Annotated in this window: 22 protein-coding genes; 6 read left to right on the forward strand and 16 right to left on the reverse strand. The window is 73.2% G+C overall.

Annotation, left to right across the window (positions count from 1 at the left end):
- Nucleotides 1-10: 10 nt before the first annotated feature.
- The 4 genes from AC3CF1_RS03625 to AC3CF1_RS03640 all read right to left on the reverse strand — a co-directional run bounded on the left by AC3CF1_RS03625 (nt 11) and on the right by AC3CF1_RS03640 (nt 5,258).
- Complete coding sequence (locus tag AC3CF1_RS03625) at nt 11-2,485, reverse strand: ABC transporter permease (RefSeq protein WP_354981988.1); 2,475 nt, start codon at nt 2,483-2,485, stop codon at nt 11-13.
- A 147-nt stretch (nt 2,486-2,632) separates the two neighbouring features.
- On the reverse strand, nt 2,633-3,298 hold the full coding sequence (locus tag AC3CF1_RS03630) for a response regulator (RefSeq protein WP_099853774.1): 666 nt from the start codon (nt 3,296-3,298) through the stop codon (nt 2,633-2,635).
- Complete coding sequence (locus AC3CF1_RS03635; RefSeq protein ID WP_355162965.1) at nt 3,295-4,518, reverse strand: sensor histidine kinase; 1,224 nt, start codon at nt 4,516-4,518, stop codon at nt 3,295-3,297. The genes AC3CF1_RS03630 and AC3CF1_RS03635 overlap by 4 nt, the downstream gene beginning before the upstream one ends.
- Before the next feature lie 26 nt (nt 4,519-4,544).
- The gene (locus AC3CF1_RS03640; protein ID WP_210795564.1) at nt 4,545-5,258 is read right to left on the reverse strand and encodes a DUF305 domain-containing protein; all 714 of its coding nucleotides are present in this window, start codon (nt 5,256-5,258) and stop codon (nt 4,545-4,547) included.
- A 138-nt stretch (nt 5,259-5,396) separates the two neighbouring features.
- Here AC3CF1_RS03640 and AC3CF1_RS03645 point away from each other — a divergent pair, with 138 nt between their 5' ends.
- Together AC3CF1_RS03645 and AC3CF1_RS03650 are read left to right on the forward strand one after the other, a co-directional pair.
- Nucleotides 5,397-6,842, forward strand: a complete 1,446-nt coding sequence (locus AC3CF1_RS03645) for an LVIVD repeat-containing protein (RefSeq protein WP_488449522.1) — start codon at nt 5,397-5,399, stop codon at nt 6,840-6,842.
- Nucleotides 6,843-7,029: 187 nt separating this feature from the next.
- Nucleotides 7,030-8,280 carry an ArsB/NhaD family transporter gene (locus AC3CF1_RS03650; protein ID WP_488449523.1) on the forward strand — a complete coding sequence of 417 codons (1,251 nt, stop codon included), beginning with the start codon at nt 7,030-7,032 and terminating at the stop codon, nt 8,278-8,280.
- Between the two features lie 29 nt (nt 8,281-8,309).
- Here AC3CF1_RS03650 and AC3CF1_RS03655 read toward each other — a convergent pair whose 3' ends face one another.
- The 7 genes from AC3CF1_RS03655 to AC3CF1_RS03685 all read right to left on the reverse strand — a co-directional run bounded on the left by AC3CF1_RS03655 (nt 8,310) and on the right by AC3CF1_RS03685 (nt 15,118).
- Entirely contained in the window at nt 8,310-8,786 is a 477-nt protein-coding gene (locus tag AC3CF1_RS03655; RefSeq protein ID WP_488449524.1) for a DUF1203 domain-containing protein, read from the reverse strand.
- A gap of 70 nt (nt 8,787-8,856) precedes the next feature.
- Nucleotides 8,857-9,687, reverse strand: a complete 831-nt coding sequence (locus tag AC3CF1_RS03660; protein ID WP_488449525.1) for a MerR family transcriptional regulator — start codon at nt 9,685-9,687, stop codon at nt 8,857-8,859.
- A 59-nt stretch (nt 9,688-9,746) separates the two neighbouring features.
- Nucleotides 9,747-11,336, reverse strand: a complete 1,590-nt coding sequence (locus tag AC3CF1_RS03665) for an asparagine synthetase B family protein (protein ID WP_488449526.1) — start codon at nt 11,334-11,336, stop codon at nt 9,747-9,749.
- 5 nt (nt 11,337-11,341) lie between these two features.
- The gene (locus AC3CF1_RS03670) at nt 11,342-12,310 is read right to left on the reverse strand and encodes a DUF5715 family protein (RefSeq protein WP_488449527.1); all 969 of its coding nucleotides are present in this window, start codon (nt 12,308-12,310) and stop codon (nt 11,342-11,344) included.
- A gap of 99 nt (nt 12,311-12,409) precedes the next feature.
- Complete coding sequence (locus tag AC3CF1_RS03675) at nt 12,410-13,231, reverse strand: isocitrate lyase/PEP mutase family protein (RefSeq protein ID WP_488449528.1); 822 nt, start codon at nt 13,229-13,231, stop codon at nt 12,410-12,412.
- Nucleotides 13,228-14,184, reverse strand: a complete 957-nt coding sequence (locus tag AC3CF1_RS03680) for a cytochrome P450 (RefSeq protein ID WP_488449529.1) — start codon at nt 14,182-14,184, stop codon at nt 13,228-13,230. The genes AC3CF1_RS03675 and AC3CF1_RS03680 overlap by 4 nt, the downstream gene beginning before the upstream one ends.
- 190 nt (nt 14,185-14,374) lie before the next feature.
- Nucleotides 14,375-15,118 carry an ArsR/SmtB family transcription factor gene (locus AC3CF1_RS03685; RefSeq protein ID WP_099853797.1) on the reverse strand — a complete coding sequence of 248 codons (744 nt, stop codon included), beginning with the start codon at nt 15,116-15,118 and terminating at the stop codon, nt 14,375-14,377.
- 154 nt (nt 15,119-15,272) lie between these two features.
- Here AC3CF1_RS03685 and AC3CF1_RS03690 point away from each other — a divergent pair, with 154 nt between their 5' ends.
- Both AC3CF1_RS03690 and AC3CF1_RS03695 read left to right on the forward strand, forming a co-directional pair.
- The gene (locus AC3CF1_RS03690; RefSeq protein WP_488449530.1) at nt 15,273-17,498 is read left to right on the forward strand and encodes a glycoside hydrolase family 43 protein; all 2,226 of its coding nucleotides are present in this window, start codon (nt 15,273-15,275) and stop codon (nt 17,496-17,498) included.
- A gap of 209 nt (nt 17,499-17,707) precedes the next feature.
- Complete coding sequence (locus tag AC3CF1_RS03695) at nt 17,708-18,352, forward strand: glycine-rich domain-containing protein (protein WP_355163242.1); 645 nt, start codon at nt 17,708-17,710, stop codon at nt 18,350-18,352.
- Between the two features lie 25 nt (nt 18,353-18,377).
- Here AC3CF1_RS03695 and AC3CF1_RS03700 read toward each other — a convergent pair whose 3' ends face one another.
- The 3 genes from AC3CF1_RS03700 to AC3CF1_RS03710 all read right to left on the reverse strand — a co-directional run bounded on the left by AC3CF1_RS03700 (nt 18,378) and on the right by AC3CF1_RS03710 (nt 20,839).
- Nucleotides 18,378-18,893: a 2'-5' RNA ligase family protein gene (locus AC3CF1_RS03700; RefSeq protein ID WP_355163241.1), complete on the reverse strand. Its 516-nt coding sequence runs from the start codon at nt 18,891-18,893 to the stop codon at nt 18,378-18,380.
- Nucleotides 18,894-19,085: 192 nt separating this feature from the next.
- Nucleotides 19,086-19,691: a response regulator transcription factor gene (locus AC3CF1_RS03705; protein WP_371408986.1), complete on the reverse strand. Its 606-nt coding sequence runs from the start codon at nt 19,689-19,691 to the stop codon at nt 19,086-19,088.
- Nucleotides 19,688-20,839 (reverse strand): sensor histidine kinase, encoded by a 1,152-nt coding sequence (locus tag AC3CF1_RS03710; RefSeq protein ID WP_488449531.1) that lies wholly within the window; start codon nt 20,837-20,839, stop codon nt 19,688-19,690. Before AC3CF1_RS03710 ends, AC3CF1_RS03705 begins: the two co-directional genes overlap by 4 nt.
- A gap of 132 nt (nt 20,840-20,971) precedes the next feature.
- Between AC3CF1_RS03710 and AC3CF1_RS03715 the strand changes: the two genes are divergently transcribed.
- On the forward strand, nt 20,972-21,844 hold the full coding sequence (locus AC3CF1_RS03715) for a hypothetical protein (protein ID WP_488449532.1): 873 nt from the start codon (nt 20,972-20,974) through the stop codon (nt 21,842-21,844).
- 186 nt (nt 21,845-22,030) lie between these two features.
- Nucleotides 22,031-23,776, forward strand: a complete 1,746-nt coding sequence (locus AC3CF1_RS03720; RefSeq protein ID WP_088948303.1) for a DEAD/DEAH box helicase — start codon at nt 22,031-22,033, stop codon at nt 23,774-23,776.
- A 75-nt stretch (nt 23,777-23,851) separates the two neighbouring features.
- Here AC3CF1_RS03720 and AC3CF1_RS03725 read toward each other — a convergent pair whose 3' ends face one another.
- Nucleotides 23,852-24,256, reverse strand: a complete 405-nt coding sequence (locus AC3CF1_RS03725) for a DoxX family protein (protein ID WP_330467107.1) — start codon at nt 24,254-24,256, stop codon at nt 23,852-23,854.
- A gap of 136 nt (nt 24,257-24,392) precedes the next feature.
- Nucleotides 24,393-26,723 carry an endopeptidase La gene (gene lon / locus AC3CF1_RS03730; protein ID WP_488449533.1) on the reverse strand — a complete coding sequence of 777 codons (2,331 nt, stop codon included), beginning with the start codon at nt 26,721-26,723 and terminating at the stop codon, nt 24,393-24,395.
- Nucleotides 26,724-26,856: the final 133 nt, after the last annotated feature.

Genomic DNA, 26,856 nt, shown 5'->3' on the forward strand with positions numbered 1-26,856 from the left:
ACCGCATCGGTCACTGGTCGGCGAGCGCCTCGACGACCGGGCGGGACAGCGCCCGGCGGGCGGGCAGCACCGAGGCGAGCAGGGCGGCCAGCACCGCGACGCCGAGGGTCAGCCCGAGCTGGCCGAGCGGCAGCACCACGTGGAAGTCCCCGCCGAGGCGGGTCAGGAGTGCCATCGCGGAGGCGCTGACCCCGGTGCCCAGTCCCACCCCGAGCACCGCGCCGACCAGCGCCATCAGCACCGCCTCGATGGCGAGCACCGCCCGCATGCGCCCTCGGGTGAGCCCGACCGCCCGCAGCACGGCGTTCTCCCTGGTGCGCTCGACCACCGACAGGCTCAGCGTGTTCGCCACACCGACCAGGGCGATCACCACGGCCAGGCCGAGCAGCGCGGTGACGAGGACGAGCAGCATGTCGACGGTGCCGGTCAGCATCTTCTTGTACGCCCCCTGGTCCATCAGGTTCACCGTCGGGTAGCGGCCCAGCACCGCCTCGATCGCGTCCCGGGCCCGTTCGGCGCTCACGCCGGTGGCGGGGTCGATCTCGGCCAGGTAACCGCGCTGGGCGGGGAAGAGCGCCGCGAAGTCCTCGTCGGCCATGTCGATGACGTGCCCGACGGGCGCGCCGTCGGAGCGGGTGTCGTCGGTGACCACGGCGGCCACCCGGAACGACCGGCCCTGGACGGTCACCGGCGAGCCGACCTGCCAGCCGCGGGCCTGCGCCAGCTCGCGGTGGACCAGCACCTGCCCCGGCCCGACCCGACCGGCGTCGCCGGCGAGCACCCGCTCCAGCGTCCGGCCGACCAGCGCCGGGTGGGCCGCGCGGATCTCGACGTCGGCGACGACCGTGCTGCGCTGCTCGTGCACCACACCCAACTCGGGGCGGGCGGCAAGCTCACCGGCGAGCGCGCCAGGCAGATCCTGACCGATACCGCTGACCACGAAGTCGGTCCCGATCTGGGCGTCCACGCTGCGTTCGATGCCGTCCTTGGTGCTGCGGGCACCGACCATGAACGCCGACACCAGTCCGATCCCGATCACCAGGGCGGTGGCGGTCGCGGCGACGCGCCGCGGGTTACGGACCGTGTTGGCGACTGCCAGCGCTCCGGTCGCCCCGAGCACGCGCCGTGCCGGCCAGCCGAACACCCGGGCCAGGGCCGGAACGAGCACCGGTCCGAACAGGACGATCCCGAAGAAGGCCAGCACCCCGCCGCCGGCCACCAGGATCAGTTGGCCGGCGCTGGCAGCGCCGACCAGCGCCGCGACCCCGATGGCCAGCACCACCGCGCCGAAGGTCAGGCGTACCCGACCAGCACTGCGGGCGGGCTGCACCGCGGCATCGGTCAGCGCGGCCACCGGGGCGACCCGCGTCCCCCGCCAGGCCGGCAGCAGGGCGGCGCACACGGTCAGCGCGGTACCCAGCAGCAGGCCGGTCAGGACTGTCGAACCGGACACGGTCAGGCCACCGGCGACCGGCACGTCCAGTCGGGACATCACCAGCCCCATCCCGCCGGCGAGGCTCACGCCGAGCAGCACCCCGAGCGCGGAGGCGACCAGCCCCAGCACTGCCGACTCCAGCACGGCGGCCCGGAAGACCTGCCCGCGGGTCGCCCCGATCAGGCGCAGCAGCGCGGTACGCCGGGTGCGCTGGGCCAGCACGATCGCGAAGGTGTTGGCGATCACGAAGCCCGCCACCACCACGGCGACCCCGACGAAGATCAGCAACAGCATCCGGAACTGGTCCACGTTGCGCACCGCGTCCTCGACGGCCTCGTCGAGGATCTGCTGGCGACTCTTCACTGTGGCTTCGGCGCCCGCCGCGGCGCGCACACGGTCGGTCAGCGCCGAGACGGAGGCCCCCGGTCGGGCCGCCACCAGAATGCGGCCGTAGCCGCGCTCGCCGGTGAGAGCCAGCGCGTCCGGCCCGACCATCCCGACGAACGGACCGCCGACGTCGCGGGCGGTGCCAGCCACGTCGACGGTGCCGACCAGGGTGTACGGGCGGGCCGGGCCACCGGAACCGCCGACGCGGACCGGCGTGCCGAGCACGAAGCCCTCCTTGGCGACCGTCGGCGCGTCCAGCACCACCTCCCCGGCACGGTCGGGCAGTCGGCCGGCGACCACGTCGTACGAGCGCAGGGCGTCCTCGGTGGGGATGGCGGCGAGCACGGTGAAGCCGAGCACCGGGCGACCGTCGACGCCGACGACCCCGGCGGTGTTGGTCAGCTCACCGGCTGCGGCGGCCACCCCGTCGACCGCGCGCACCTCATCGACCAGGGTCGGGGGCAGCAGCTCACGGCCGGCCGAGTAGACGCCCAGGTCGGTGTGGCGGTCGAAGGTGCCGGCCCGCTCGTACGTGCCGGCGCGCATCCCGTCGACGAAGATCATGGTGCCGGCGACGAACGCGACACCGAGCACGACGGCCAGCGCGGAGAGCAGCATGCGCAGGGCTTCGGCACGCAGCGAGCGCAGGGTCAGGCGGATCAAGCGGGGCTCCCGGTGCAGGTGGCGGATCGGACACCTCCGACGCTATGGCCGGTGTCGGTTCGTCCATCTCCACCTGTGCGCTCGACCTGCGTGCGTCCCGGGTCGCGATGCACACGTCGGCCGCTACGACCCAGGTCGTACGCGGGGTCATCCGCCGGGTGTGACCAGCCCGCTCTCGTACGCCAGGACCACCGCCTGGACCCGGTCACGCAGCTGGAGTTTCGCCAGGATCCGCCCGACGTGGGTTTTGACCGTCGCCTCGGCCACGTGCACCCGGGCGGCGATCTCCGCGTTGGACAGCCCCTGGGCGACCAGCAGCAGCACCTCCCGTTCCCGGTCGGTGAGCTGCGTCAGCCGGGGGTCGGCGCTCGGGCCGGCACCGAGTTGCCCGGCGAAACGGTCCAGCAACCGCCGGGTGATCGACGGGGCCACCACGGAGTCGCCCTGGGCGACCACCCGGATCGCGGCGAGCAGTTCCTCCGGTGGGACGTTCTTGAGCAGGAAACCGCTCGCGCCGGCCTGGAGGGCCGCGAACGCGTCGGCCTCGGTGTCGAAGGTGGTCAGGACCAGCACCCGGGGCGGGCCGGCGGGCCGGTCGGCGCAGAGCCGCCGGGTCGCCTCCACCCCGTCCATGGTCGGCATGCGGATGTCCATCACGACGACGTCCGCCTCGGTGCGGGCGAGCACCCGCAGGGCGTCCGCGCCGTCGATCGCCTCGCCGACCACCTCCAGGTCGGGCTGGGAGTCCAGCACCATCCGGAACCCGGCGCGGACCAGCGCCTGGTCGTCCACGATCACCACCCGGATCGTCATGCCGCGATCACCTCCGTTGCCGGCTCCGACGGTAGTGGTAGCCGCACTTCGACCTGCCAGCCCCCGACGGGTCGGGGGCCGGCGGTGAGGCTGCCGTCGTACACCGTCACCCGCTCCCGCATGCCGAGCAGGCCGTGACCACCCGACGGAGTGGGGCTGACCAGCGGGCGGCCCTGGCCGTTGTCGACCACCCGGACGACGACGGCCTCGGCGGTGTAGGCCAGGCAGACCTCGACGCCGGCGCCGACGCCGGCGTGCTTGAGCGCGTTGGTCAGTGCCTCCTGCACCACCCGGTAGACGGTCAGCTCCAGGCCCGGGGGCAGGGCCGGCGGCGCGCCGGTGACGGTGCTGCGGATGCGCAGCCCGGCGTCGCCGAACCGGGTCAGCAGGTCGGGCAACTCGGCCAGGGCCAGGCGCCGGTGCTCCGGGTCGGCGGCCACCACGAGCCCGTCGGCCCCGTCTGCGGCGCCACCCGGGCCGGCGTCGCGCAGGACGCCGACCAGCCGGCGCATCTCCTCCAGTGCCTGCCGGCCGGTGTCCGCGACCACCTTGACGGCGGTGCGCGCCTGGGCGGGGTCACGGTCGAGCATGAACCGGGCGCCGTCCGCCTGGACGATCATCACCGCCATGCTGTGGGCGACCACGTCGTGCAGCTCACGCGCGATCCGGGTGCGCTCCTCGGCGACCGCCGCCCGGGACTCGGCCTCCCGTTCGCGTTCCAGGGTCGTGGCGCGTTCCTCCAGGCTGAGCACGTAGAGCCGCCGGGTCCGCACGTTCAGCGCCACCAACCACACCGCGCCGGTGACCAGCGCGTACCACAGCGCGGTGATCCACCACTGGACGACGTGGGGGGTCTGCGCGGCGGCGAGCAGCACACCGACGGCGGCGACCGCGCCGGCCACCACGCCGTCGCGGAGCCGTTCGCCGTACTTCACCACGCTGTAGAGCGCGATCAGGACGGCGATGTCGTAGACGAGCGGGCCCCACCCGGCGATCACCTGGACCAGGGCGAGCGCCGCGACCACCACGGTCACCGCGCTCGGGTGGGTGCGGCGCAACACCAGCGCCGCCGCCATTGCCACACCGACCAGGGTGGCCGCCCAGCCGCCGGGCTGGTTCACCGCCGCGGTCAGGCTGACGAGCGCCACCAGGGCGGACACGGCCACGTCGAAGGCGACGCCGCGCAACGGCCGACCGAACATGGTGCGTCTCACGGTCACCCAGCGTACGTGCCGGGAGGCCGGGCTCAGCCCCCGAGGACCTCACGCATGCGGTCGATCTCGACGGTCTGCTCGGTGGCGACCGAGTTGGCGAACTCGTTGAGCGTCAGGTCGGAACCGACCTTGAGCAGGTTGGTGGCCATCTCGATGGCGCCCTCGTGATGCTCGGTCATCATCCGCACGAAGAGCCGGTCGAAGTCCGCGCCACGGGTCGCGGCGAGCTGCCGCATCGCCTCGGGCGTCTGCATGCCACGCATGGTGCCGTGGTCGTGCCCCTGGACCTCCGCCGGGAGCCCGCGGGTCTGGAGCCAGCCCCGCATCATGCCCATCTCCGGCCCCTGGCTGGCGCGAATGCGGTCGGCGAGCGCGCGGATGTCGGGGTCGGCGGCCCGGTCGGGGGCGAGTTCCGCCATCGCCAGAGCCTGCGCGTGGTGCGGGATCATCATCCGCACGAACCAGACGTCCAACGAGTTGTGCGGCGCCGGGCCGGCGTCGCGGACCTCGTGGGCCGCGCGGGTGGTCGCGGACTCACCCGGACGACCGGGCGCGATGACGGTCAGGTCGGTGGGCACGGGGCTGGCCGAGGGCGACGCGGGGGGCGCCGAGGTGGCGGGCGCGGAGGCCGGCCGCGCAGCCCCCGTTGCGGTGTCGTCCCCGGAGCGGATCACGATGAAGGCCACCAGCGGCAGCACAAGCGCCAGTGTGACGATCGCCAGGGTTCGTGCACGCCGGTTGGTCATGGGCAACTCCCTGGGGTCGAGGTCATCGCGATGTTATCCATTGAAGAAGACACTTTCATGTGACACAGGTCACATCGACGTTCTTCTCCGGACGGTAAGGTGTCGACCATCGTCTTCCCCTTGCGAAGGGCCTCGCCGATGATCAGACTCCACAAGCCACGGTTACGACAACTCCGCATCGTGGCGCTCGCCGCGACCGGTTTCCTCGTCGCCGGCGTCCTCGTCGCCCCGGCGAGCAACGCCCAGGTGGTGCCCCAGGCGGCGACAGCTGCCGCCCCCACCAACACGATCCCCGGCGTCGACGAGATCGTGAGCAGCCCCAACCTGCGTCAGATCGCCAACGTGCCGAAGGTCGCCCCACTGGACGCGACCAACAGCGACATCGCCTTCCAGGGCAAGTACGCCTTCGCGGGCAACTACAACGGCTTCGTCATCTACGACATCTCGCGGCCGAGCGCGCCAACGGTCGTGTCCCGGGTGCTCTGCCCGGGGTCGCAGAACGACATCTCCGTCCACGGTGACCTGCTCTTCCTCTCCACCGACTCGTCCCGCAGCGACGACTCCTGCAACAGCACCACGCAGGGGGCGGACGTGAAGGAGTCCTGGGAGGGCATCAAGGTCTTCGACATCAAGGACAAGGCAAACCCGCGGTACGTCAAGTCCGTCGAGACGGCCTGCGGCTCACACACCCACACCCTGGTGCCGGGCAAGAGCGGCAAGACGGTCTACCTGTACGTCTCGTCGTACAGCCCGCGGGCCGAGTTCCCGGACTGCCAGCCGCCGCACGACTCGATCTCCATCATCAAGGTGCCGGTGAAGAAGCCGACCGACGCCGCGGTGATCGCAGCCCCGAACCTCTTCCCGGACGGCGGTTTCCCGGGCAGTGAGACCGGCTCGGCGACCACCGGCTGCCACGACATCACCGTCTACCCGGCCAAGGACCTGGCCGCCGGCGCGTGCATGGGTGACGGCATCCTGCTCGACATCAAGAACCGCGAGAAGCCGCGGGTCATCAACCGGGTCCGCGACACGGTCAACTTCGCGTTCTGGCACTCGGCCACCTTCAACAACGCCGGCACCAAGGTGATCTTCACCGACGAGCTGGGTGGCGGCGGCGCCGCGACCTGCAACGAGGCCGTCGGACCGACCCGGGGCGCGGATGCCATCTATGACATCAGCGGTCGCGGTGACGCTCGGAAGATGAACTTCCGCAGCTACTACAAGATCCCCCGCAACAACTCCGACACCGAGAACTGCGTGGCGCACAACGGCTCGCTGATCCCGGTGCTCGGTAAGGACATCATGGTCCAGGCGTGGTACCAGGGTGGCATCTCGGTCTGGGACTTCACCGACTCGGCCAAGCCGAAGGAGATCGCCTTCTGGGAGCGCGGTCCGCTGTCGGCCGACAGGCCCGTCGGTGGTGGCACCTGGTCCGCGTACTACTACAACGGCCACATCTACTCCAACGACATGGTGAAGGGCCTGGACGTCCTGGAGCTGAACGACTGGCGTACCTGGACGGCCAACCTGACCCGCTACAAGGAGCTCAACGTGCAGACCCAGCCCAGCTACCTGGGCTGGTAGGCACCGAAGCACGAAACCGGGCCCGGCCCCCGATCCCTGGGGGCCGGGCCCGGTCGTGTTCGGGCAGGTCCGCCCGGTCTGTCTGGTTCCCCCGCACCGGGCCACCTCGCCCGGCCGGCCGCGCTCCCCCGGCGATGGTGGGGCTGGTCACGACGGCGGTGCCAGCGCGGGCGGCAGACCGACCGTCATGCGAACGTCGTCAGACGTGAAGCTTGCCGCCGTCGCCGATGCGCCGCCCGCACCGCCCGAGCCGACCAGGCGCTGGCGACCCCACCCGCTGGACCTGGTCGCGGTCGTCCTGGCCGTGGTCGGCGCGGCCTGCGCGCTGAGCGGCCTGCTGCCCCGCGCGGAGACCACCGCGACAGTGCAGCGGATCCTGCCGCTGCTGCTCTTCCTCGGCACCGTGATCGTGCTCGCCGAGCTGACCGCCGTCGCCGGCGTCTTCGACGTGCTGGCCAGCCGGCTGGCCATCGCCGCCCGGGGCAGGTGGGCTGCCCTCTTCCTGCTCTGCGGCGGGCTGGCCACGGTGACCACCCTCGTGCTCAACCTCGACACCACCGCAGTGCTGCTCACCCCGGTGCTGCTCGCGCTGGCCCGCAACCTGCGCGTCCCCGCCGCCCCGCTCGCGGTCACCACCGTCTGGCTGGCGAACACCGCCAGCCTGCTGCTGCCGGTGTCGAACCTGACCAACCTGCTGGCCGCCGACCGGGTCGGACTGACACCGCTGGCGTACGCCGAGCGGATGGCGCTGCCGCAGCTCGCCGCGGTGGCGGTCACCATGGCGCTGCTCTGGTACGCCTGGTGGCGGCGCGAGCGGCCGGTCGGGGGACGGTTCGTTGCGCCGGCCCGGCACGTACCGGCCGATCCGGTGCTGCACCGCACCGCGCTCGCCGGATGCCTGCTCTTCGTCGCCGGCATCGTCGCCGGGGTGGAGATCGGGCTCGCCTCCACCGTCGCGCTCGCGCTGGTGCTGCTCGGCTTCGTGGTCCGGTCCCCCGCCACGTTGCGCCCCGGGTTGGTGCCGGTGCGGCTGCTGCTCTTCGTCACCGGCCTGTTCCTGGTCGTGCAGACCCTCGGCCGGCACGGGCTGGACGACCTGGTGGGCAACCTGCTGGGCGCCGACGGCGGGGCGCTGGGCGCGCTGCGCGCGGGCGGCACCGGCGCTTTGCTGTCCAACGCGGTGAACAACCTCCCCGCCTACCTGGCCGGGGAGTCGGTGCTGCCGGCCGGCGACCACACCCGTCTGCTGGCCCTGCTGATCGGCACCAACGTCGGCCCGCTGGCCGCCCCCTGGGCGTCACTGGCCACCCTGCTGTGGTTCGAGCGGTGCCGGGCCGCCGGGGTGAGGGTGCCGGTGACCCGGTTCGTGGTGACCAGCACGGTGCTCGCGGTCACCGGCACCCTCGCCGCCGTCGGCGCGCTGCTGCTGGTGAGCTGAGCGATCGGGCGCGGACAGGACGGCCAGGGTCATCCGGTCGTCCGCCGCACGACGAACATGAGGCAGCCGTACACCACGTTGCGGCTGTGCAGCTCACGCGCCGTCGGGTCGGCCAGCAGCTCGGCGATCACCCCCTCCGGGTCCGTGCCGTCGTGCAGCCGGCCGCCGCAGATGCGGCCCTGCCGGTCGTACGCCCGAAGGACCTGGGGTCGCCCCCGCCAGGCCGGCGGGTGCCCGCCCGCCGGGTCCGGGCCGGGGCAGGCGGTGGCGTGCGCGAAGACCGGTCCGATCTCCCGGTACGGGCCGGCGGCGCCCGGCGGCGCGTACCCGAAGAGCAGCAGGTCCTCACCCTCGTCGGCATCGCGCAGACAGCAGCGCAGGGCTTCGCCGCCACCGGCTCGGAGCGACTCGACGGGCCGGTCGGCAGCGTCCCGGCCGGTCCGGCGGACGGTGTCGAGCGCGGCGGCCGGCAGGGCGTGGACTCGGAACGTGGTGCTGTTCGTCATCGGTCCAGCCTGGCGCGGTGACGGCGGGAGTGCTGGCGGCGATCGGACCTGACGTTGGTCCGCCGGTCACTCAGTCCCGGTAGACGGCGAGCTGGAGTTCGGTGACGCCCTTCTCGGGGGCGTCCGGGCAGTAGTCGAGGTAGACCTCCCGGGCGAACCCGTCGGTGCGGTAGCCGTTGTCCTCGATCCACCGGGCGAGGACCTGCATGCTCTCCTCCACGTCGTCCATTGCACCGTGGTGGATGATCGTCGCGGCGGTGCGCACCGCGGGCAGGTCCACCACCGCGACGTCGGAGGCGGCCTCCGCCCCGACCCCCACGGTCACCCCGGCGTGCACCACCACCGCGTCGCCGTCGTCGCCGGGGGCCGGCTCGTACCAGGCGATGCTCGGCCCCGCCGGCGTGATCCCCGCCTCGGCCAGCCGACGGAACAACTCCGGGTAGAGCGGTTGGATCACCGGGCCGATGTCCTCGCCCTGGTAACTGGGCGCGACAGCGGTCAACTCCGCGACGCGGACCGGCACGATCTCCTTGAGTACGACCTCCTGGGTGGTCATCCGACCCTCCGACTCGATCAAACGGAGCCTCGCCTCGACGGCCGTCAACCGGGCGCTGTCGGCGGCCAGCTGTTCCGCCAGCTGGCTTCGGCGCAGCCGCAGCATGCCGCGCAGCTCGGCCACGTCGACGGCGTCGTCGACGATCGCGCGCACCTGTTCGAGGGTGAGGCCCAGCTCCTTGAGGGCGATCACCCGGTTGAGCCGGCGCAGCTGGTCGGCCCGGTAGAAGCGGTAACCGGTGTGCGGGTCGACGCTGGCGGGGCGCAGCAGGCCGATGCTGTCGTAGTGGCGCAGCATCCGCACCGACACGCGGCCGAGTCTGGCGAAGTCTCCGATGGTGAACATGGTCCCTCCACGCTCGTCCCTGACACCGTGTCAGAGTCAAGCGTGGCCCGCGGGGCGGTTCAGCGGCGGGCCGGGCGCGGGCCGACCAGCCGACGGACCATCGGCGCGGCGTTCCACCTGGCCGCGCCGACCAGGTCGCGGGCGTGCTCCAGGACCGTGTAGTCGGGCCGGGTCAGCCCGTCGGCGATGGCCCGGTCCAGGTCGTTGCCGCAGCGGCTGAGGACACTGTCGAAGTCCCGGCGGACCGGCTCCTGCAGGTCGTAGCCGAACGAGCGGTGCAGCCGCGCGAAGAGCGGCTTGTACAGCCGCACCCGCTCGTGCAACCCCGACGAGTACGACATCGGGTTCTTCGGGCGGCGCAGGATGTAGTCGGGCAGCACGTCGGCGAACGCCCGCCGGACGATCCACTTCTCCTGCCCGTGGCGCAGCTTCAGGTCCAGCGGCAGCCGCATCGCCAGCTCCACGACACTGAGGTCGAGGAACGGCAACCTCGCCTCCACCCCGTGTCCCATGGCGGCCCGGTCGACGCGCTGCAACTCCGTACGGCACAGATTGCGGATGCGGTGCAGGAACAGTCGGCGCGCCGCGGCCGGGCCGACCTGGTGATACATCCGGTAGCCGCCGAACAGCTCGTCGGAGCCGTCGCCGGTGAGCACCACCTTGATGCCCAGGTCGCGGAGCCGTCGGAAGATCGGCACCGAGACGACGGCGTTGATGATGTCGCCGTACTCGGTCAGCTCGGAGATCCGGATCGCCTCGCGGACGTCGGCGAGCCGGATGTCGCGCGGACGCAGCTCGACCACCACGTGCGGCACGTCGAGGTCGGCGGCGAGCCGCCGGGCGTACGCCACGTCGGGGCTGTCCGCAGCGCCGACGGTGACCGCCACGCAGTCCGGGTGGATGTCGCGCACCTGCCGCAACGTCAGCGAGCTGTCCAGCCCACCGGAGAGCACCACCCCGACGGTCAGGTCGGTTTCCACGCGCATCCGGATCGAGTCGCTCAGCGCGGCGCGGACGAGCAGGGCGGCCTCGTCCGGGTCGTCGATGATCGGCAGGCCGTCACCGATGGTGAGCAGGTCGACGTACGGGTTCAGCCGCACGTGCCCGTCCGCCTCGGCCCAACCGTGGTGCCCGGGCGGCACCTCGGCGATCGGGGCACCGTGCCCGACGAGTGCCTTGACCTCGGAGGCGAGGTGCAGGCAGCCGGGCCGGCGGGACCAGTACAGCGGCTTGACCCCGATGGGGTCGCGGGCCAGGTACGTCCGGCCGGTGGCCCGCTCGACGACCGCGAAGGCGTACTCGCCGCGCAGCCGCGTCACCGCCGCCTCGCCCCACTGCTGGAACGCGGCGAGCAGCACCTCGGTGTCGCTCTCGGTGCGGAAGGCCTGCCCGAGGCGGGTCAGTTGGGCGCGCAGCTCCCGGTAGTTGAAAATCTCGCCGTTGAAGCAGAGCAGCCAGCGCTCGTCGGTCGAGGTCCACGGCTGCACCGCCCGGTCCCGGTCGACGACACGAAGCCGGCGGGTGCCGGCGAGCAGGCTGTTCTCGGACCGGGTCTCGGTGACCTCACCGCGGGGGGCCAGGACGGCGAGCATCCGCCGGAACGTCGCCGGGTCGGCCTCGGGGCCGATGCTCAACGCGATGCCGCACACCGGGGTCAGACCCCCATCTCGGCCTCGTAGGCCCGGCGCAGGCGACGCCGGGCGGTGGGCGCGAGGCACAGGTGCCAGGCCTGCCCCTCGTCGATCACGTTCAGCTCCCCGGCCCGCTGCCTGTTCAGCAGCACCTCCGCGAGGGTGTCCCGCGCGCCGAAGCGCTCGAACCAGGCCAGCTCGACGTCGACTGAGTAGCCGAGGCAGTGCCCGCTGGGCAGCATCGCGGCGTACCCCAGGCGGCGCAGCCGGTACTGGTGCTCGGCGCTGCGGACCAGGCTGGTCACCCACAGCGGCGGGGTGGCCGGCGGCGCGGCGGCGGCGAACTCGCGTGCGATGTCGTTGAGCAGCGCCACCACCTCGCGTCGTGCCCGACGGAACAGCAGCCCCGCCGTACGCGGGGTGAGGTCCGGTCGCAGCCGCCGACGCAGCCCGCGCGCGGCCCGGCCCAGCATGGTGGCGGGCTGCTCCTGGTAGCGGAAGCCCAGCAGGTCGCGGCGGCGCAGCCACTCCAGGTCGACCAGGTCGGCGCTGCCGTTGACCTGGTCGTCGGTGAGGAACGTCGGGGCGTCCTGCCACCACAGCACGTCGATGCGGGAGAGCAGGTAGATCCGGACCAGCGCGGTGAGGTCACGCGCCGAGGTGCGGTCGTTCGGCTGGTAGCGGGCCATCTCCAGCAGCAGCGTCTCGCGGGCTCCGATCAGCCCCTGCGGGGTGGCGTCGAGGACGTCGGCGAGCGCCGGCTCGCGCAGTCGTTCGTCGATGAGCACCTGTCGAGCCCGGATGCTCGACGCGTCGGCCAGCGCGCCCACCTCGACCAGAAGCTCGGCGACGGCTGTCCGGTAGGCGGCCAGGTCCGGCTCGGGGGTGGGAACGCGGCGGGGAGTCGTGCCGGGGGGCCGGCGGCGTGCCGGCGCGGTGGGCGACACGGGCGAACCGGGTTGCTGTCCCGGGCTACGGCTGGGCACACGCATGACGGGGTCCCTTCTCCGGTCACGACACTGGGTGGTTCGCCCTGTAACACACCGTAATTGCCAAGACCGGAGTGGACCGAACAATCCTCCTATCTACTCCTAAGGGAGCCGACCGTCCGGTTGGACACCGGCGCTCGGCGGCATCAGGCCCTGCACCTCGGCGTACGACGGCAGCCCTTCGTGCGCCGCGAGCCCGCCGGCGCGTACCTGGTCGGCGGCGGCGAGCGCGGCGGCCAGCGCCACCCGGAACAGCAGGGAGCCGGTGCTGACCCGGGCAACCCCCGCGGCGGCCAGCTCGTCCAGTCCTGGTCCACCCGGCTGGTACAGCGCGTTCACCGGGGCGTCGATCCGCCCGGTGAGCACGCGCAGCGTGGCCGGGTCGACGATGCCGGGCACGAAGATCCCGTCGGCGCCGGCGGCCCGGTAGGCGTGGGCCCGGGCGAGAGTCTGCGGCAGCGGGTCGTCCACCCCCAGCCACCAGGTGTCGGTCCGGGCGTTGACGAACAGGTCCGGCACCGCCGCCTTCACCGCCGCGACCTTGGCGGCGATGCAGTCCGGCTCGGTGAGGGTGCCGTCGGCACGTCCGTCCTCCAGGTTGATACCGACCACGCCGAGCCCGGCCAGCTCCGCCACGTACCCGGCGACCGCCGCCGGATCATCGCTGAACCCGGCCTCGATGTCGACGCTGAGCAGCACCGGCAGGTTGGCCAGCCGGCGGGCCAGGGCCAGGGTCTCCTGCGCGGTGGCCGCGGTGCCGTCGGGTCGGCCCGCCGCCGCGGCGACCCCGAGGCTGGTGGTGCCGATCGCCGGGTGGCCGCGCGCGGCGAGCGCCGCCGCCGAGGCGTGGTCCCAGGCGTTCGGCAGCAGCAGGGGTCGGCCGGTGTGGTGCAGGGCGCGGAAGTCGGCACGGCGGTCGGTCATCGGACGCTCACCTCCAGGTTCGTCGGGACGCGCAGGGTCGGGTGCGGCTCGTGGCGCAGGTCGGCTCGGAGACGCCGGCAGCGTGCGCGCAGCACGTCGAACACCCCGGCGGCCAGGGCCAGGGCGTGCCGGTCGCCGGGGCAGCCGCGCTCCCCCGCCCCGAAGGTCAGCAGACCCGCACCGGGCCGACCGGGCCGGAACGCCGCCGGCTCGCAGAACACCAGCGGGTCACGGTTGGCGGCGTCGAAGCGCAGCAGCACCGGGCTGCCCGCCGGCAGGTCCCGCCCACCCAGGCGTACCCCGGCGGTGGTGACGCGCCGGGTCGCCCGCACCGGCGGGTCGAGCCGCAGCACCTCGGCCAGGATCGCGCCGGTCTCCGCCGGCCCGGGCACACCGCCCGGCAGGCCGCCGAGCGGTGGCAGGAGGTGGTGGGCGGCGGCACCGATCAGACCGGCCGTCGCGTCGCACGCCTGGACCAGCAGACCGATCAGGTTCGCCCGTACCTCCGGCGGGGCCGGCGGCGCGAGCGCCAGCAACGTCGCGACCGCCTGGTCGGCCCGCCGGGCCAGCGCCGGATCAACCCCCGGGTGGTACGCGGCAGCGACGACAGCGACCGCCGTCCCGGCGGCTGCCGGATCGGCGAAACGGAGCCGACCGGCCAGCACCCGCAGCGGCACCGGCCGGGCCACGTCACGCGTCACGTCGAGACGGTCGCCGGCCCGGTCCAGGACAGCGACGGTCAGCCGGGCCGCCTCGTGCCGCAGGTCGTCCGGGTCCAGCTCGGTCAGCACGCTCACCACGACCGCCCGGCGCTCGGCGTGCTGCTGCGGGGGGCTGAACCGGCTGACTGAGGCGCGCAGCCAGGCGAGCGTGCCGGGCGGGCCGCTCTCGACGGCCGGCACCCGGAAGGCCGGGTCGGTGAGCGCCGCCCGCACGTCGACGTGCCGTGTCACCCACCAACCGCGCTCCGGTTCGAACGATGGCGGGCCGCAGTCCGGCGTTGCGGGAGCGGGAGCGATGTCAGACCAGCTGTCAGTCACGGCCCGACCGTAGAACCCGAACCCTTCGCTCCCCACCGAACAGTCAAGCCCGCACCGCGCCGCGCGCCCCGCGAGGGCGGCCGCTGGCGGGGTGGGCGGTGGGTCAGGCTCGGCCGCTGGTGGGTGTCGGGGGCGACGTGGGGGTGAGGGTGTCGTCCGGGACGTGCAGGGTCTCGGCCAGGGCGACGCGACCGATCGGGGTGAGGCGGATCGCGCGGCCGGCGCCCTGGGTGATCCAGCCCAGGTCGGTGAAGCGGCGGCACAGTGCCGCCCCGAGCGCCCCGGCCAGGTGCGAGCGGCGTTCGGTCCAGTCGAGGCAGTCGCGGACCACCGGGCGGCGGGCGGTGCGCAGCACCTGCACGGGTACGCCCAGGTCGGCCGCCCACGCCCACCCGTCGGCGGTCAGCGCCAACCCGCTGGACCGGTCCAGCCGTCCGTCGGCGAGCAGCGCGTCGTACATCAGCACACCGAGGCGCCCGGCCAGGTGGTCGTAGCAGGTCCGGGCGTACGCCAGAGCGGCGCTCGCGGTGGCGGCCCGCAGCGACCCGACCGGCGCGGGTGGGGTCGGCGCGTGCCCGGCCAGGTCCTCGATCAGCTGGGCCACCGACGGCCCGGCCAGCCGCAGGTAGCGGTGCCGACCCTGCCGTTCCTCGACCAGCAGCCCGCCCCGGACCAGTCGGGTGAGGTGGTCGCTGGCCGTCGACGGGGCGACCCCGGCGCGGCGGGCCAACTCCCCGGCGGTCCACGCCCGGCCGTCGAGCAGCGCGAGGCAGATGCCGGCCCGGGTGCCGTCGGCCAGCAGCGCGGCGAGTTCGGCCATTCCCCGGCCCTCGGTGCCACCACTCATGGCCCCATCATCGCCCCGGCCATCGGCGCGGTGAGCGGCCGGGGGCGGCGCGCGGGTACGCGAGACCGCAGACGTCGATCTCTTTACAACGTTGTATCCATCGTTGTAGAAACGAGGGCACGACCCCACGCCCACTCCCCCGAGGCAGGTCCACATGCGACATCTTCGCCGCGGCGGCGCGCTCGCCGCCGCGCTCGGTCTGATCCTGGCCACGTTGGCGCCCCCACCCGCCGCCGGCTCCGGCGGTCCGTCCCGCTACGACAATCCGATCTCGGTCGGGGTGGGCGACACGTTCGCCGACCCGGTCATCGTGCGCGGCGACGACGGTTTCTGGTACGCCTACGGCACCACCGACCCACTGCGCGAGGGCGAGCACGAGTTCCACCGGGTGCCCACCGCCCGCTCGGCCAACCTGGTCGACTGGGCGTACGTCGGGGACGCGTTCGGCCCCGAGCAGCGGCCACCGTACGCGGCGCCCGGTGCGGCCTTCTGGGCACCTGACGTGCGCCGCGTCGGCGATCAGTGGGTCATGTACGTGACGGTCACCGACACCACCGTCTCCGCCGAGGGCAGCGACTACGCCATCGGCGCGGCCACCGCGCCCACCCCGACCGGCCCGTGGACCTTCGCCGCGCAACCCGTGGTGGCCCCCCGCCCCGGCGGGGGCGGCGGCTATCTGTGGACCATCGACCCCAGCCAGTTCACCGACGTCGACGGCCGGGGCTACCTCTACTACGGCAGCTACTACGGCGGCATCTCGGTCACCGAACTCAGCGCGGACGGGCTGAGGGCCGTGGGCACACCGACGCAGGTGGCGATCGACAACAAGTTCGAGGGCAGCTACGTGCTGCGCCACGACGGCTGGTATTACCTGTTCGCCTCCACGGCCAACTGCTGCGCCGGCCCGGCCACCGGCTACTCCGTCCAGGTGGGACGCGCACGCAGCCCGCGCGGCCCGTTCACCGACCGCGACGGCGTCGCGCTGACCGCGTCCCGGGCGGGTGGCACGCCGGTGCTGACCCAGAACGGCAACCGGTGGATCGGCACCGGGCACAACGGCTTCCTCACCGACCTGTCCGGTCAGGACTGGATCGTCTACCACGCGATCGACCGCGCCGACCCGTACCTCGACGAGCCGTTCGGCATCAACGAACGCCCGATGCTGCTCGACCGCCTCGACTGGATCGACGGCTGGCCGACCGTGAACGCCGGCGCCGGACCGTCCGAGGGCGCCCGACCCGCACCGGTGACCACCGGCCGGGTCGACGACCGGTTCGACAACACCGGGCTGGCCGGCTGGCGACGTGTCACGGGCCAGTGGCGGGTCACCGACGGCCGGCTCGTCGGCAGCGGCGCGCTGACCAGTCGTACCACTGTGGGCGGTGACGTGCGCGCGGAGACCGACCTGCGGCTCACCGGCGCGGCGAGCGCCGGGGTCACCCTCGGCGACCGGGTCGAGGTCCGCGTCGACGCGGCCGCCGGCCGGCTCGTGGCCAGCGACGGCCGCCGCCGCGCGACCACGCCGCTGCCCGTCGGGCTCGACCTGGCCGACCCGCACAACCTGGCCATCGAGGTACGCGGGCAGCAACTCGTCGCCGAACTGAGCCCGGCCCGCCTCGGTGACCAGGTCGCCGTGGTGTCGCTGCGGCTGGACCGCCCGGTCGTGGGGAGCCCTGGGCTGGCCGCCGCCGGTGGTCCGGCCGAGTTCGACAACGTCAGCGTGGCCCGACTGTTCCAGCCGGCGAAGCGGGCGGTGCCCGAGCCCCGCGTCGGCGCGCCGCTGCGGACGTACTCCGACGAGTTCACCGATGGGCTCGACGGCGACTGGCGGTGGGTCCGCGAGGACCCGGCGGTCACCGCCGCCGACGGCGCGCTGCGCTGGCCGGTGCAGTCGGCCGACCTGACCGGCACCGGCAACACCGCCGGTGTGCTGCTGCGCGACGCGCCGCGTGGCGACTACGTCGTCGAGACGAAGGTGACGCTGGACCTGGGTGAGGAGTCCGTCCGCAACTACCAGCAGGCGGGCCTGGTCGCCTACGTGGACGACGACCGGTTCGCCCGGCTGACCCAGGTGGCGATCTGGAACACCCGGCAGGTCGAGTACGGCTACGAGCTGCCCTTCGCCGGCCAGCCGGTCTACGGCGGCAGCATCGTCGGCACCCCGGCCACCACCACCTGGTTACGACTGGCGCACCACGTCGACCCGGCCACCGGGGAGCACGAGTTCCGGGCCGGTTCCAGCCGCGACGGGCGTACCTGGACGTGGGGTGCGGTGTGGACGTTCCCGGCCGACACCACTCCCCGGATCGGCCTGGTGGCGCACGGCGGCGCCGAACCGGCGGTCACCGCCGAGTTCGACTACCTGCGCTTCTACCGCTAGAGCGGCGGGCCCCCTGCCGACGTGCAGGGGGCCCTTCGACCCGGTCAACGTCGTGTCTGGTGACGCACTTGCCGGCTGCCCTACCCTGAAGGAGCCGCGGCGCCACTTCGGCAAGTCGAGGCCCTAGCGCCCGCACCCGGGCGGATGGAAGCAGCCGCATGAACTGGACAACGTTCAGAAGCAACCGCACCCCTCACCGACTCCGCGCCGTGACCGACCTGCAGTTCCCTGCCAGCGGGCGGCAGCAGCTACGAAACCGGCACCCCCATCTCAGCGACGACGACATCGCCCTCGTCGAAACCGCGACCCGGCAGTGGTTCCGGATCATCGCCCGCCAGCCCAACGCGAAACTGTCGGTGCCGTCGGTGGCCGTGGACGATCTGTGGCAGGAACTGACCCGGCATACGCAGGACTACGCCGCCTTCTGCGACGCCGCGTTCGGGCGCCCTCTGCCGCACCAGCCCAGGCCCGCGACCGGCGGAGGCATGACCAACGCCGATCGCAGCGCCCTGCTCGCCACGCTGAACCACGGCCGCCGGGACGAGAATTGTGGTCCGACCGGCCTTCCCCTGCTGTTCCGGGTGGACCAGGAGGTGCGCGTCCAGAATGGCAACCGCTACCTGGCCGACTGCGGAGGCCGTGGCGAATGTTTCCCGGTCTCCGACCGCGTCTGCCTGCAACACCTCGCGGGGCCGGGCAAGCGGCCCAAGCCGCGCGGCATCCGCGGTGATCTGCCCTTCAACGACGGCCGTCACGGCTACGCCGGCGGTGCAGGCGGCAGTGGCGGAGGCGAGTTCAGTGGCGGGAGCGACGGAGGGGGCGGCGACGGCGGTGGCGGCGGGGGCAGCAACTGAAGGCCCCTGACACGCCGCGACGGGGCTAGGGCGTGGTCAGCGGTGTCAGCGTCCGGTCCGTGCCGTCGTAGCTGCGCGCGGCGTCGAAGTCCCCGGTCGGGCGCTGCCCACCGGCGACGGCACGGGCCAACCGCAGGTCCGCGTTGCGAAAGCGCAAGGCCAGGCTCAGGTGAGGCACCCACAAGCCAGGCGCGTGCCACGGCCGGTGCCCGTCGGCCTCGGCGAGAACGTCCCAGACGGCGGCGTGCAGCGCGGTCAGCGCCGACGTGGGTTGCACGAGCCAGACCAGCGGGGCGCTGCCGTCGAGGACGACAACGCGGTCGAGCGTGACCGGGATCGGGAGCGCGGCGTCGAACAGCTCGGCGAGGCGGCGCTCGACGCCGGGCGAAAACTCGTCGACGGCGGCGAGGGTCAGGTGCGGCCGGTTGGTCGGGTGGATGTTGCGGGCCAGGCTCGGCAACCCGGCAGCCGCCAACCGGTCCCAGACCGCCCGAACCTCGGCGTCCAACCCAGGCGAGCAGACCAGTTCGACGGTACGCACCCCGCCACGCTAGCGGGACTGCTCCGCCCGACCGTCTGATCCCCCACGGCAATGCGCTCCGCGCAGCCACCCCCGCGTCGATCATGAAGTTAGCGTCGCGACACGCCGGCATCGACGCCGCTAACTTCATGATCGACGGGGCGGGAGGGGGCCGGGGAGGGCCGATGAGTGGGTGGGCGGGGGTGGGCTCCGTTAGAGCCAGCCGTTGTTTCGGGCGGTGCGGACGGCTTCGGCACGGTCGGTCGCGCCTAGCTTCTGCACGGCGGCGGAGAGGTGGTTGCGGACAGTGCCGGTGGACAGGTGCACCCGGCGGGCGATCACCGCGACCGGCGCGCCGACCTCCGCCAGCCGTAGCGTCTCCAGCTCCCGCGGCGTCAGCGGGCACGCCGGCAGGGTCAACGCGTCGGCGGCCAGCGACGGGTCGACGTACCGTCCGCCGGCGTGCACCCGGCGGATCACGTCGGCGAGCGCGCCACCGGGCGAGCCCTTGGGCACGAAACCGCGCGCCCCGGCGGTCAGTGCCTGACGCAGGTGCCCCGGGCGGCCGTGCCCGGTCAGCACGACCACCGCGCACTCAGGACGGACCCGGGCCAGCTCGGCGGCCACCGCGATGCCGTCCAGGCCGGGCATCTCCAGGTCCACCACCGCCACGTCCGGGCGGTGCGCGAGCGTCGCGGTGACCGCCGTGGGTCCGTCGGCGGCCTGGGCCACCACGTCGATGTCCGGTTCGAGGCCGAGCAGCGCGGCGACCGCGACCCGGATCAGGTCCTCGTCGTCGGCGAGCAGGACACGGATCACGACGGCACCGGCACTGTCGCCTCCAGGGTGAACACCCTGTCCTCCCGGCGGACCCGCAGCTCTCCCCCGACCGCGGCCAGCCGGTCGGCCAGGCCGCGCAGGCCGTGGCTGTGCTCGTCCGGGCCGCTGTCGTCGGCCCCGTCGTTGGCGATGGTCATCCTGGCCCCGTTCTCGTCCCGGTCGATGTGGATCCGGCACCACTCGGCCCGGCTGTGCCGCAGCACGTTGGTGCCCGCCTCGCGCAGCACCGCCGCCAGTTCGGTGGCGGCCGGCTGAGGCAGGTCGACGTGTGGCGGCACCGTGCAGCGCACCCCGCAGGAGCGCAGCACGTCTGCCACCGCGGTCAGTTGCTCGCCAAGGTCGACGGCCCGGTAGCCGTGCACGCTCTCGCGGACCTCGGTGAGCGCGGACGCGGCCAACCGTTGCACCTCGGCGGCCTCCCGCCCTGCCCGCTCCGGGTCGACCGGTGCGAGCCGCGCGGCGAGTTCGGCCTTCAGCGCGATCACGGTGAGACTGTGCCCCAGCAGGTCGTGCACGTCACGGGCGAAGCGCAGCCGCTCCTCGGCGGCGGCCAGCCGGGCCTGGGCGGCCTGACCCTGCCGAGCCTCCACCAGCAGGTCCCAGAACCAGACCTGGAACCAGTTGACCGCGGCCACGCCCACCCCGATGCCACCGGTCACGGCCAGGGACCGCCCCACGGACCCGCCGGTCCACCAGGCCACCGCGGCCGACACGAACAGGGCGCCGGCGGTGACCGCCAGCGCGCCCGGGAGGCGGACCAGCAAGGGGGCCATCCCGACCAGGGAGGCCCCGATCCACGCCCAGGTCGGCCAGGCCCCGGCCGCGACCGGGGCCACCAACGGCACGGTCAGCGCCGCCACGACGACCAGGCCGAGCTGGGCGCGACGTCGCCACCGTTGCGCGAGCCAGGGGGTGACCGCCGCGTACAGCACAGCGGTCTGGGTGGCCGCGAAGAGGACGATCCCGACCGCGCCGAGCGCGACGCGGCCGGGGGACGGCTCCCGGGTCAGGCCGGCCGCGGGCAGCAGGACACTCGCCCACACGCCGGTGGCCAGCGACAGCAGCGTCGCCCGCCGGGCCCGGTGCAGCCGGCGGTCCGCCCGGGGGGTCACCGCCTCGCTCGCCACGCACCGATCCTAGGACCGCCCGGCGCCCGGTCCACCCGTGCGAGATGTCACGGTTGGACCGTGCGATCCGCACGGGTTTCCGGTGACGGACGAGCCTGCCCACCGCGCCAGGACACCGGCAGTGTCAACGGCATGGAAAACACACGGGTGTACGCGGACAGCATGGTCGTACCGTCGCCTGCGCCGATGCCGGCAGCGACCGGCGCCGGCACGCGGCGGCTGTGGTGGCATCTCGCCGAGATGGCGCTGGCGATGGTCGTCGGGATGCTGCTGCTCGGGCCCCTGTGGGACGCGGCCGGCGCCCCGCTCGGGATCACCGGGACGCTGGACCGGCCGGACGTCGCCGCGCTGGTGATGGCCACGAACATGACGGTCGGAATGACGGTGTGGATGCGCTACCGGGCGCACCACTGGCGTGGGGTCGTGGAGATGGCCGCGGCGATGTACGTGCCGTTCCTGTTGGTGCTCGTACCGTTCTGGGCCGGCCGGCTCGATGGCGATGCCCTGATGCTCGGCGGTCACCTGCTGATGGTGCCGGCGATGGTGCTGGTGGCGGTGCGCCATCGGCACGAGACGCCGGTGTCGGTACGCCGGCACCCGGCCGTGGTGGCGCTGGCCCACCGCTGGCCGACCGGGCTGGCGCTGCTGATGACGGTGGACATGTGGGTCGAGCCGAGGGTGCTCAGCGCGTGGACGATGCTGGTGCTGCCCGGTGGGTACCTGCTGATCGGCGTGGTCCGACGCACCCTGCGCGGGCCGGGCGTGCTCGCCACCCAACTGGTCGGCCTGGTCGTCTGGGTCACGCTGACGCTGGTCGCGGTCGCGGTCGGGGGTCAGACGGCCGCGTGGCTGGTGGCGCTCGGTTGGCTGGCGCACGCCGGGTGGGACCTGGCCCACCACCGCACCGGCCGGGTGGTGCCGCGCGGATACGCCGAGTGGTGCGGCGTGTTCGACACGACACTGGCGGGCACCATGATCCTGGCGATCCTGACCGGCGCTGTCTGACGGCTCTGGCCGCGGGGCCGAACGGGCAGGATCCACGCAACAACGGTGAAACTGCTGCCTCAGACGTCGCGGAGGCAGCAGTTTCGGCGTTGCTGTGCCGATCCTGCGGGGGTGTCCCGGGGCGCTGATCGCGCTCTTGTGGCGGTCGGCGCAGCGGCTTGGACGGCGTAATGAAAGGCTTGGCACATGAGTTCCGCACCTGCACAGCACGACGCACCGATCGACGCACCGATTGACGCCGCCCCCGCCGGCGCCGAAGAGGTGTACGCCTTCACCGAGCTCGGGCTGCGTCCCGAGCTGCTGGGCGCGCTGTCCGCCCTCGGCTACGAAGAGCCGACCCCGATCCAGCGGGAGGCGATCCCACCACTGTTGGAGGGTCGGGACCTGCTGGGCCAGGCGGCCACCGGCACCGGCAAGACGGCGGCGTTCGCGCTCCCGCTGCTGAACCTCATGACGGCGCACCGCCAGGGCGGTGACCCGGTGGCGCTGGTGTTGGTGCCCACCCGTGAGCTGGCGGTGCAGGTCTCCGAGGCGTTCCACCGCTACGGCAAGGACCTGGGTGCCCGGGTGCTGCCGATCTACGGTGGGCAGCCGATCGGGCGGCAGCTGCGGGCACTGGACAGCGGTGTCGACGTGGTGGTGGCCACCCCCGGGCGAGCCCTCGACCACATCGCCCGGGGCACGTTGCGCCTGGGCGGGCTCGCCACGGTGGTGCTCGACGAGGCCGACGAGATGCTCGACATGGGCTTCGCCGAGGACATCGAGGCGATCCTGGAGCACGCTCCGGCCGAGCGTCAGACGGTGCTCTTCTCGGCCACCATGCCGTCGCGCATCGACGGGATGGCCCGGCAGCACCTGCGCGAACCGGTCCGGATCGAGATCGGCCGGGAGCCGACGGTCGCGGGCGAGGCGCCGCGGGTGCGGCAGAGCGCGTACATCGTGACCCGGGCCCACAAGCCGGCCGCGTTGGGCCGGGTGCTGGACGTGGAGTCGCCCACCGCGGCGATCGTGTTCTGCCGCAGCCGGGAAGAGGTCGACCGGCTGACCGAGACGATGAACGGCCGGGGCTACCGCTCCGAGGCGCTGCACGGCGGCATGAGCCAGGAGCAGCGCGACCGGGTGATGGGCCGGCTGCGGGCGGGCACCGCCGACCTGCTGGTGGCCACCGACGTGGCGGCCCGTGGGCTGGACATCGAGCAGCTCTCCCACGTCGTCAACTACGACGTGCCGTCCGCCCCGGAGTCGTACGTGCACCGGATCGGCCGGGTGGGTCGGGCCGGCCGCGAGGGCGTGGCGATCACCCTCGCCGAGCCGCGTGAGCACCGGATGCTCAAGACCATCGAGCGGGTGACCGGCCAACGGATCACCATCGACAAGATCCCCACAGTGGCCGACATGCGGACCCGCCGGTTGGAGCTGACCCAGGCAGCGCTGCGGGAGAGCCTGCTGGAGGACGACCTCGACCCGTTCCGGGTCATCGTGGAGACGCTGACCGACGAGTTCGACCTGATGGAGGTCGCCCTCGCGGCCGTGAAGCTGGCGCACGAGGTGACGTCGCCGGGCTCCGACGACGAGGAGGAGATCCCGCAGGTCCCGGTCCGCGGTCCCCGCGAGGGTCGACCGGAGACCGGCGGCCGGGGCGGCGACCGGCGGGGCGGGGGCCGGCCGCGCTCCGGCGGCGGCAACACCGTCCAGGTCTTCGTCGGCCTGGGCCGGCGCGCCGGGGTGCGCCCGCAGGACCTGGTCGGCGCGATCACCGGGGAAACCGGGATCCGTGGTCGGGACATCGGCTCGATCGAGATCGCCGACCGGTTCTCGCTGGTCGAGGTGCCGCAGGGGGTGGCCGACGAGGTGATCTCCGGTTTGCGCCAGAGCACGATCAAGGGCCGCAAGGCCACAGTGCGCCGCGACCGCGGGGGCGACGAGCGCTGAGCACGCCGCCGGCGACCGCCGGCCCGAGCACGCCGCCGGCGACCGCCGAGGTACGACGGTCGCCGGCGGTGCGGATCAGAAGGAGTACGGCCCGAACCGGCCCCACGCCACCACGGCGGCGAGCACGAGCAGCACCGCGCAGGTGATCGCGCCTTGCAGCTCCGTACGACGCTGCTCCGCCGTGTCCTGCTTCTTCCTGTCGCGCAGGTGCACGAGGATGCCGCCGATCATGACGATGACCAGCCCGGTGGCGGCGAGCGGGGTGAGCACGGTGGCGATGCCGGTGAGTGGGGGCAGCACCAGCCCGAGGGCGGCCAGCAGCTCGACGGCGCCGAGCGCCTTGACCTGGGTCGGCGGGACCGGGTCGACCCACCGCATCATCTCGCGCAGCTTGTCCTTGGGCTGGGTCAGCTTGGCGAAGCCGGCGCCGGCGAAGACGACGGCGAGCAGGATCTGAATGATCCAGAGCACCACGTTCACGGGGGTTCCTCCAGGGGGACGCCTCGCGGCGAAGAAGAGGTAGTTGAGGATTCAAGCGAGACAGTAGACCTCTCCCCGGGTACGCAGAGGACCCCCGCCGTCTTCACAGACGGCGGGGGTCCTTGTGCTCCGAGCGTCAGGCCGCGAAGAGCGCCGGACCGTCCAGCGTATTGACGTCGGCCGGGCGCAACGCCAGGGCGAGCACATCGGCCACGTCGGCCAGGGTGTGCACGGTCAGCGCCTCGCGCACCTCGGTCGGCAGGTCGTCCAGGTCGGGCTCGTTGCGCGCCGGGATGATCACCTCAGTGAGGCCGGCCCGGTGCGCGGCGAGCAGTTTCTGCTTCACCCCGCCGATCGGCAGCACCCGACCGGACAGCGTCACCTCGCCGGTCATCCCGAACTCGGGGCGGACCGGGCGGCCGGTGACCAGCGAGGCCAGGGCCGTCACCATGGTGATTCCGGCGCTCGGGCCGTCCTTGGGCACCGCGCCCGCCGGGAAGTGGACGTGGATCCGGCGTCCGGCGAGGACGTTCGGGTCGATGCCGAACCGACGCCCGTTGGAGCGCAGGTACGACAGGGCGATGTGCGCCGACTCCTTCATCACGTCGCCGAGCTGGCCGGTCAGGGTCAGCCCCGGCTCGCCCTCCATGCTGGTCGCCTCGATGAAGAGCACGTCCCCACCGGCGCCGGTGACGGCGAGGCCGGTTGCCACGCCGGGCACGGCGGTGCGCTCGGCCGACTCAGGGGTGAACTTCGGTCGCCCCAGGTAGCGGGTGAGGTTGTCGGTGTCGACGCGTACCGGCGACGGGTCGGTCGCCAGCGTCACCGCCACCTTGCGCAGGATCTTGGCGAGGCCACGTTCGAGCTGCCGGACACCGGCCTCCCGGGTGTACTCCCCCGCGATCAGCGCCAACGCCTCGTCGGCGATCTCCACCTCGTCGGCGGTCAACCCGGCCCGCTCCCGCTGCCGGGGCAGCAGGTGGTCACGGGCGATGGCGACCTTCTCGTCCTCGGTGTAGCCGTCCAGGGTGACCAGCTCCATCCGGTCCAGCAGCGGGCCGGGGATGGACTCCACCACGTTGGCGGTGGCCAGGAACAGCACGTCGGACAGGTCGAGGTCGACCTCCAGGTAGTGATCCCGGAAGGTGTGGTTCTGCGCCGGGTCGAGCACCTCCAGCAGGGCGGCGGCTGGGTCACCGGCGTAGCCGGCGGCCAGCTTGTCCACCTCGTCGAGGAGCACGACCGGGTTCATCGAGCCGGCCTCGCGCAGCGCGCGGACGATCCGACCGGGCAGCGCGCCGACGTAGGTGCGCCGGTGACCGCGGATCTCCGCCTCGTCGCGGACGCCGCCGAGCGACACCCGGACGAAGTTACGCCCGAGCGCGCGCGCCACGGACTCGCCGAGGCTGGTCTTGCCGACCCCGGGAGGGCCGGCGAGGGCGAGCACCGCGCCCGAGCCGCGACCGCCGACCACGCCGAGGTTGCGCTCGGCGCGACGGTTGCGCACGGCCAGGTACTCCAGGATGCGGTCCTTCACGTCGGACAGGCCGGCGTGGTCGGCGTCGAGCACCGCCCGGGCGGCAGCCAGGTCGGTGTTGTCCTCGGTACGCGTGCCCCACGGCATTTCGAGCACGGTGTCCAGCCAGGTGCGGATCCAGCCCGCCTCAGGGGAGGCGTCGCTGGCCCGCTCCAGCTTGCCGACCTCGCGCATGGCCGCCTCGCGGACCTTCTCCGGCAGCTCGGCGGACTCGACCCGGGAGCGGTAGTCGGCCGAGCCGTCCGGCTCGTCCTCACCCAGCTCCTTACGGATCGCGGCGAGCTGCTGGCGCAGCAGGAACTCCCGCTGTGACTTCTCCAGCCCCTCGCGGACGTCACTGTTGATCTGCTCGGTGACCTCCTGCTCGGCCAGGTAGTCCTTCACCCAGCCGACCAGCAGCTCCAGCCGGGCGGTCACGTCCGGCGCGGTGAGCAGCTCGGTCTTCTGGTCCAGGGTCAGCCAGGGCGCGTAGCCGGCCGAGTCGGCCAGCTCGGACAGGTCGGTCATCCGCTCCACGGCGTCGATGACCTGCCAGGCACCCCGCTGCTGGAGCACGGAGGTCACCAGGGCGCGGTACTCGCGGGCGAGTTCCCGGGCGCGGCCGGCGGGAGCGGGTTCGTCGAGTTCGGAGGCCTCGACCCAGAGGGCGGCGCCGGGGCCGGGCACGCCGGAGCCGATCCGGGCCCGGGACAGGCCACGGATGACGGCGGCGGGCTCACCCTCGGGCAGCCGGCCGACCTTCTCGATGGTGGCGACCACGCCGACCGGGCCGTACTCGCCGTCGATCCGCGGCACGGCCAGCAGCTTGCGGTCGCCGGTCGCCCGAGCTGCGTCGATCGCGGCCTGGGTGGTCGGGTCGAGGGTCACCGGGATGACCATGCCGGGCAGCAGCACGGCGTCGGTCAGGGGAAGTACCGGAAGAGTTGCCATCGAACACCTGCTATCGCGTTGAGTTGAGCGTGTCTGGCTCAAGTAACAAAGCGTTCCCCTTGTTCCGCTCTGTGACCCAGACCACTCTTCCGCCCGGTCCGTCGGGCCGCCCGAAACCGGCGGGCGACCCGAC

The organism is Micromonospora sp. MGP-C2 (genome assembly GCF_057766525.1).